7 protein-coding genes are annotated in these 6,582 nt (G+C 44.6%); 3 read left to right on the top strand and 4 right to left on the bottom strand.

What is annotated here, in order from left to right; all coding sequences use genetic code 11:
* The 3 genes from rlmN to Q0241_RS08190 all read right to left on the bottom strand — a co-directional run.
* Positions 1-718 (bottom strand): 23S rRNA (adenine(2503)-C(2))-methyltransferase RlmN (gene rlmN / locus Q0241_RS08200; RefSeq protein WP_299375845.1); only part of this gene is annotated, 718 nt, incomplete at its 3' end.
* A gap of 230 nt (positions 719-948) precedes the next feature.
* Positions 949-1,494, bottom strand: a complete 546-nt coding sequence (locus tag Q0241_RS08195; protein WP_299375842.1) for an invasion associated locus B family protein — start codon at positions 1,492-1,494, stop codon at positions 949-951.
* Between the two features lie 153 nt (positions 1,495-1,647).
* Complete coding sequence (locus Q0241_RS08190; RefSeq protein WP_299375839.1) at positions 1,648-2,181, bottom strand: RNA methyltransferase; 534 nt, start codon at positions 2,179-2,181, stop codon at positions 1,648-1,650.
* Between the two features lie 160 nt (positions 2,182-2,341).
* Here Q0241_RS08190 and Q0241_RS08185 point away from each other — a divergent pair, with 160 nt between their 5' ends.
* The 3 genes from Q0241_RS08185 to Q0241_RS08175 all read left to right on the top strand — a co-directional run bounded on the left by Q0241_RS08185 (position 2,342) and on the right by Q0241_RS08175 (position 5,785).
* Positions 2,342-3,394 (top strand): asparaginase, encoded by a 1,053-nt coding sequence (locus tag Q0241_RS08185; protein WP_299375836.1) that lies wholly within the window; start codon positions 2,342-2,344, stop codon positions 3,392-3,394.
* Between the two features lie 111 nt (positions 3,395-3,505).
* A complete protein-coding gene (locus tag Q0241_RS08180) occupies positions 3,506-4,762 on the top strand; it encodes a bifunctional 2-polyprenyl-6-hydroxyphenol methylase/3-demethylubiquinol 3-O-methyltransferase UbiG (RefSeq protein WP_299375853.1) in 1,257 nt (418 codons plus the stop codon).
* A gap of 81 nt (positions 4,763-4,843) precedes the next feature.
* A complete protein-coding gene (locus Q0241_RS08175) occupies positions 4,844-5,785 on the top strand; it encodes a DMT family transporter (protein WP_299375833.1) in 942 nt (313 codons plus the stop codon).
* A gap of 25 nt (positions 5,786-5,810) precedes the next feature.
* On the opposite strand, the gene Q0241_RS08170 is transcribed toward Q0241_RS08175, so the two are convergent.
* Positions 5,811-6,533: a transporter substrate-binding domain-containing protein gene (locus Q0241_RS08170; RefSeq protein ID WP_299375831.1), complete on the bottom strand. Its 723-nt coding sequence runs from the start codon at positions 6,531-6,533 to the stop codon at positions 5,811-5,813.
* Positions 6,534-6,582: the final 49 nt, after the last annotated feature.

The raw sequence follows: 6,582 nt of genomic DNA, 5'->3' as shown, positions 1-6,582 counted from the left end.
GCCCTTCTCCATCCATAACGATCTTCAAAGCTGCTTTTACATTTTCATAGTTATAAAGTGGTTCCCCCATTCCCATCATCACAATGTTTGTCACTCGCCGTCCGGGCGCAGAGCTTGGCCACTCTTCCATCGCATCTCTGGCATGAATGATTTGGGAGACAATTTCATTGGGGGATAGATTACGAACCAGCGGCTGCGTGCCTGTGTGACAGAATTTACAAGTCAGAGTACAGCCGACCTGTGATGACACACAAAGCGTACCGCGGTCATCTTCTGGAATAAAGACAGTCTCGACTTCATTACCATCAGGAAAACGAAGGAGCCATTTGCGCGTCCCATCAACCGAGATTAGGTCTTCAACAATTTCCGGGCGCCCCACAACATATCCAGCTTCCAGCTTTTCCCGAAAAGGTTTGCCCAAAGACGTCATGTCTTCAAAGGACGCAGCGCCGCGATTATAAATCCATTGCCACAGTTGTTTAGCACGAAACTTCGCTTCACCAAGGCTGAGAACTTCAGCCTCTAGTTCTTCGCGGGACAACCCCACCAATATCTTCCGACCATCCGCAGCATGTGACGACGGTGGGGCAAAGGCTTTCGCGTGCCCTCGAGAACCTGCATTACTTGCCTGCGCACTCTGAACTTGCGTTTTGGCAGTATTTTCAACTTCTTGGGTCGTCTCTACCGTATTTTCTGTGATTTTCGGTGCTGTGGTCATAGCTCATCAATCCTTATGGCAGATATTTTATCTGCGATTGAGGCTTAAATAAAGCGAGTCACTTCCGGGTTCAAGCGGATTCGCTCTGCAGTAACTGCATAACAGCCGCTTGCTGCGGGTTAAAATGCCTCATTGTCCCCAATGAGAGCGACAGCTTTCCATGAATTTACCAATCTATAAGTGACTGTTCTATCCCGATCAAAACAGCCACTTGCAGAGTATCAAGGATATTATTTTTTACCGCACGCCTGATTAATCGCGCGATAAGCCGCTGAAAAACCACTTAAAGAGTAAGTATCTTTGGTTTTTGTACCACGGCCAGAAACACCACGTACAATAAGACTGGACCCTTTGATCATCGCCTTGATAACCTTCTGATCATCTTCTTGATTATAGGCCCAAGCACTGTCCCCAGCGGTAAAGAATTTATAGCTGCTTTTACCCACACTGAGAGTTACTTGAGAATCCGGGCGATAGCTATAACCAGCCTGGATAGAAATTTCATCCCAGCGCTTTTCAGCTGCTCTATGGGATACAACCAGATAAATATCACCACGTTTTTTGTAATTCCCTTCAGCTTTCTTCGGAACCGAGTTCATAAAACAAACTTTATGACCATTTTCGGTATAGCTGTAAGAAGTCCAATCCTTGTGCTGTCCGATAGCTTTAATTCCCTGGGCAGAACTTGGTGTCGCAGTAAAAGCAGACAGACCAAAGGAAACGGATACCATAAGAGCCATAGGAATGGCGGATTTCATTGACAATAGCTTACTCATTATTTTCCCAGTTAATTCTAAATACCCAGTTACTCTAATACTCTGCGCTGTATAATATACTGAATAATATTCTGCGCGATAAATTCTTGATCTCAAGCACTAAGCCACAAAATAGGTAATTCTAAGGCAGGTCTTTTAATTTCGTCCAGCCTGTTAATCTTTTTTTGTTCGAATGATCTGACGACCCTGAACATGTTTGGGTAGAGGAACCGCCGCAGCCCTTGAATTAACAGGCCGTCCCGGGAACCTGCCCATAGAAATCAATCTGTCATAAAGCACGATTGCACCTGCGACACCAACATTCACACAGAACTTCATTGGAATTTTCACAATAAAGTCACAACGTTCTTGCATTTCAGGTGACAAAGATCCTTTTTCAGGACCTAAAACGTAAGCTGCCTGTGTTGGATGACGAAAACTTGGGAGCTCGATTGATTCGTCTGTCAGCTCAACCCCAACCAATTGAACACCCTTTGGCAGTACCATTTCCTCGACACTGTCAAAGTTATAAAGCGGCAAAGTCTTTGCCGCATCTGATGTATCAGATTGTTTGACCTGTTTTGCATCATAATGCGGTGCAACTGTAAAAAAGAAACTTGCCCCAAAGCTATGCGCCGACCGAAGCAAATTCCCCAGATTCATGGGTTTACTCCCGCCCTCGACCCCCATGCCAAAAAATCCTCTCATGGTTCTCTCTGCCATAGTCTTAATTCAGGTCCTTCTTAAGCCTGTTAATCTTCATTATTTTGCGCCTATAATGCCTGCGCAAAATAATGTGGGTGGTTGAGCCCCTCGGTTCAGAGTAGTTCTGAATTGAGCCTCGTGTTCTTAACATAAGAGTTTTCTAGTGTCCGATTTAACAAAAAACAACAGCTCATCCTCAAATGAGGGTCAAAATAACCCGATTATGGTCGAAGTGACCCGGGGAAATATGGTCGAAAGTATTCATCGTGCATCATATGCCGTTGTGGATACGGATGGAAAAGTTGTTTTATCTGGTGGTGATTATGAAAAAGTCACCTATGGCCGCTCAGCCATAAAATGCATGCAGGCTCTCCCCCTTATTGAAAGTGGTGCCGCAGACGCGTTCAATCTAACCGATGCAGAAATATCTATTGCCTGTGCCAGTCATGACGGCCAGCCAAAACACGTTGAAACCGTTAAAAAGTGGTTGGACAAAATTGGCTGTACCGAAGACGATCTGGAATGCGGATCTCACCTTCCCTACCATGTCCCTTCAATGGTTGATCTTTTGAAAAATGGTGGTTCAGAAACAACGTTGCACAATAACTGTTCCGGCAAACATGTTGGCTTCCTAACAGTCTGCAAACAATTGGGCTTCGACCTCAAAGGCTATGTAAAATACGACCATCCTTTGCAACAACGCATCCTTGGCGCAATGGAAACCATGTGCGGCATGGATCTAGGTGATGCCCCCCGCGGCATCGATGGTTGTGGCATTCCTGTTATTGGGGCACCCCTTGCGAACATCGCTCTGGCCATGGCGCGCTTTGCCGACCCTTCCGATCAACCAGAAGCGCGTCAGGAAGCTTGCCAACGAATTAACAAAGCCATTACAGCAGAACCCTTCATGATTGCGGGGTCGGATAGGTTCTGTACAAAAATTGTTGAGGCAACCAAAGGTCGCGCCTTGATTAAAACGGGAGCCGAAGGTGTTTACACAGGTATAATTCCGGAACTCGGATTAGGTATCGCTCTTAAAGCAGATGATGGGGTTACACGCTCTGCCGAGACAGTTATCGGTATGATTTTAAAGCATCTAAAGATTATTGATGGCCCCCTAGCCCAAGAAATGAAAGACGTGCTGGAGCCTCCTTTGTTTAACCGTGCTGGAATACAGGTTGGTCAAATTAGAGCCGCGCAAAACGTTCGCTTCTAGAAAACAAGCTTCTTCTCTTAAACTATTGCCCGTAAGAGAAGAGGCTTCTGTCAATGAAATATAGATACAGCTGCCATTTACAAATCTGCCAAAGGAATCGGCTTGACCAAAATGACCGTTCAGCCAGAAGTTCAAGATCAATATGAAGCCTATCCCTATCCGTCCAGAAATCCGGCGGATGAACATAAACGCTTAATCACAGGTTCCCCGAGTAATCTTGCAGAACTTAATCACTATCTTTTTGCTGGTAAGAGAGACTTCTCCAAACCCTTCAGAGCTTTAGTTGCGGGTGGCGGCACGGGTGACGCTACTATTATGCTTGCCCAACAGCTGGCTGATGCATCCGACGATGGACAAGGTCAACCAGGACAAGTTACCTATCTTGATCTTTCGTCAGCATCACGGGACATCGTAGAAGCAAGAGCAAAGGAACGTGGCCTAAATAATATAACGTTCCTGAGCGGATCATTGCTCGATTTACCAAGCCTTGCTTTAGAGCCTTTTGACTACATAGATTGCTGTGGCGTCCTTCACCATCTCTCCTCTCCTGAACAGGGATTGCGAGCTCTGACCTCTGTTCTCAAGGAAGCTGGTGGTATGGGCATAATGGTTTATGGGGAATATGGGCGTGAAGGCGTTTACCCTATGCAAGACCTTCTGCGCAACCTGGGTAGAGATTGTTCAAGTCTAGCCGAAAAGGTAAAACTGACCCGCAGTCTTTTGGAAAAACTGCCCCCAACGAACAGCTTTAACCGCAACCCCTTTGTCATTGATCACAAAGCGAGTGATGCAGAACTTGTCGACCTCCTTTTACATAGCTGTGATAGAGCCTACACGGTCCCCCAAATTTCCGACCTCGTTGCCTCATCCGGATTAGAATTAACCGCGTTTGTCGAGCCAATTCGCTACAAAATTAATACCTATGTAAAAGACGCAAAACTTCTTCAGCATGCACATGCATTGCCCCCTTTAGAACAGGCTGCTGTAGCTGAAAAACTTGCCAGTAATATGAAACTGCATGTCTTCTATCTATCTCGCAAAAAAAATACGATTGCTGATCTATCGCAAGCAGAAAGGGCAATCCCAATTTTTCGCGAGATGCAGCCCAATGCAATTGCTGAAAGCCTAAAAAAAACATCCACGCTTAAAAGCAACCTTGATGGCATTCCGCTTAACCTTACTTTACCGCGACTATCTGCTGCGATAGCAAAAAGATGTGACGGTAAGAAAAATCTGTCCGAGATTTATACCGAGCTGAAAGAGCTGGATGCACGATTGGAATGGGACAAGTTCTTACAACAGTTTAAAGAGTTTTATATGGTCTTCAATGACTTGAACCATCTGCTTCTCAGGTATGAAGATAATTGAATTTATACACTTAGAACATGACAATCCCTTTTGGGTACAGTAGGCTTTAAATCCTCTCCAGCCCCCAAGGCGTCTATTTTTATGTCCCATTACAAAAACATTCCGGCTCCTTTACAAGGAGCCCTTTTGGTCGTTCTTGCGACTTTCGGCTTTTCGGTTATGAATTTACTCGTTCGCATATCCGCAGAAGAGTTACCTCTATTCGAAGTGACTTTTTTCCGTAATTTTTTTGCGTTTGTTTTTATGCTTCCCTGGATGCATAAAATTGGCTTCAAAGAACTCAAGACAAAGCATCTCAAATTACATTTTTTACGTTCTGCTGTGGGTATATCGGCAATGATCATCTGGTTTGCCTCTGTGAGTTGGCTACCGATGGCACAGGCCGTGGCCTTGAACTTCACCGTTCCCCTTTTTGCTACAATTGGGGCCGCGCTAATCCTGAAAGAAGATGTTAAACTTCGCCGTTGGGGTGCAACAATTATGGGGTTTGTGGGTGTGCTTATTATTGTACGCCCTGGGTATGGAGACTTCAGCCCCTTATTAGTTTTACCCGTTTTAGCAGCCTTATTAATGGCAGGGTCGGTGATGATCGTCAAAACGCTCACCAAAACAGACTCTTCAAGCGTTACTGTCTTTTATACAACGATTTTTATGACCCTCTTATCTCTCTTACCAGCAATTTTTGTCTGGGAGTGGCCAAGTACCAATGTTTGGTATGCTGTTATTGGACTTGGTGTCATTGGCGCCCTAAGTAACTTGTTAATCACAAAAGCACTTTCAATTGCTGATGCGTCTGCCGTAATGCCCTTTGATTATGCCCGCCTCCCCTTTATGGCACTTATGGCCTTTCTTGCCTTTGGAGAAATTCCAGATATATGGACCTGGATTGGTGGTGGCGTAATCGCAATCTCGGCAATCTATATTGCACAGCGAGAAGCAAGTATTCGCAAAAAAGCTGACGCAGCGCTATCAAGTCGTAATACAGTCAAACCTGCGAGTAATTCACCCCAAGGCACGCTATAGCTTATTTAAATATACCTAGATTGTCTTAACTTGGATTTTCCACTGATTGTCGCTTACGAAGACGATCCAACGCAGCCTGCCACTTTTGAACCGTCGCAATCGGGGTACTTTTGGAGAAAGCTAGATACATATCATATTGCCCGATGAAAGCTGCCTCGCTGACAGTATCCTCGGAAACATCTTCCTCTTTAGCCATATAAGCCATGTAAGTGTCCGATGTTTCCAACAAATCATACCGTCCTTTTAGCAATAAAAATAAAGCTTTATTGACGTTTATAATTTTATTTAGGTTCTGAAACTTTAACGTTGTCAGCAATTCTTCACCTGCGCCACCTAACTGAACAGCGATATTACCAACCTTTCGAGCCTGCTCTAAGTTTTCTTTATTACTTCCCTGATAAAAGTGTTTATTCCCTTGTATTGTATAGAGACCAACACGAACGGTATAAAGTGGCCCAACCCATTGAAAAACGTTTTCTCTTTTTGGCGTTCTCACAATAGAAAAAATACCGACATCCGGCATTTCTTGTGCATATTTATAAGCACGAGCCCAAGGTAAAACCCTTATCTTGGGCTCCTCCCCAACCTCCGAAGACAACTCTCGGATGATATTTGGGCCAATGCCCTTTAGTTCACTTTTTTCCAAATAATTGTATGGGGGGAAATCTTCTGTATAGAACTCGGTCGCGTTAACATTCCCGATCGCAAAAAAGGAAAAGAACCAACAAAAATATATCCATTTAAACATAGCTACTTTCCCTGAGAATTCTCAGCATGCAATACCATAGTATGCAAAA

This window comes from uncultured Kiloniella sp., assembly GCF_937128705.1.
In the GTDB taxonomy this organism is placed as follows: domain Bacteria; phylum Pseudomonadota; class Alphaproteobacteria; order Kiloniellales; family Kiloniellaceae; genus Kiloniella.
The sequence above is the reverse complement of the archived record's forward strand: the minus strand, read 5'-3'. Positions and strand labels throughout refer to the sequence as shown.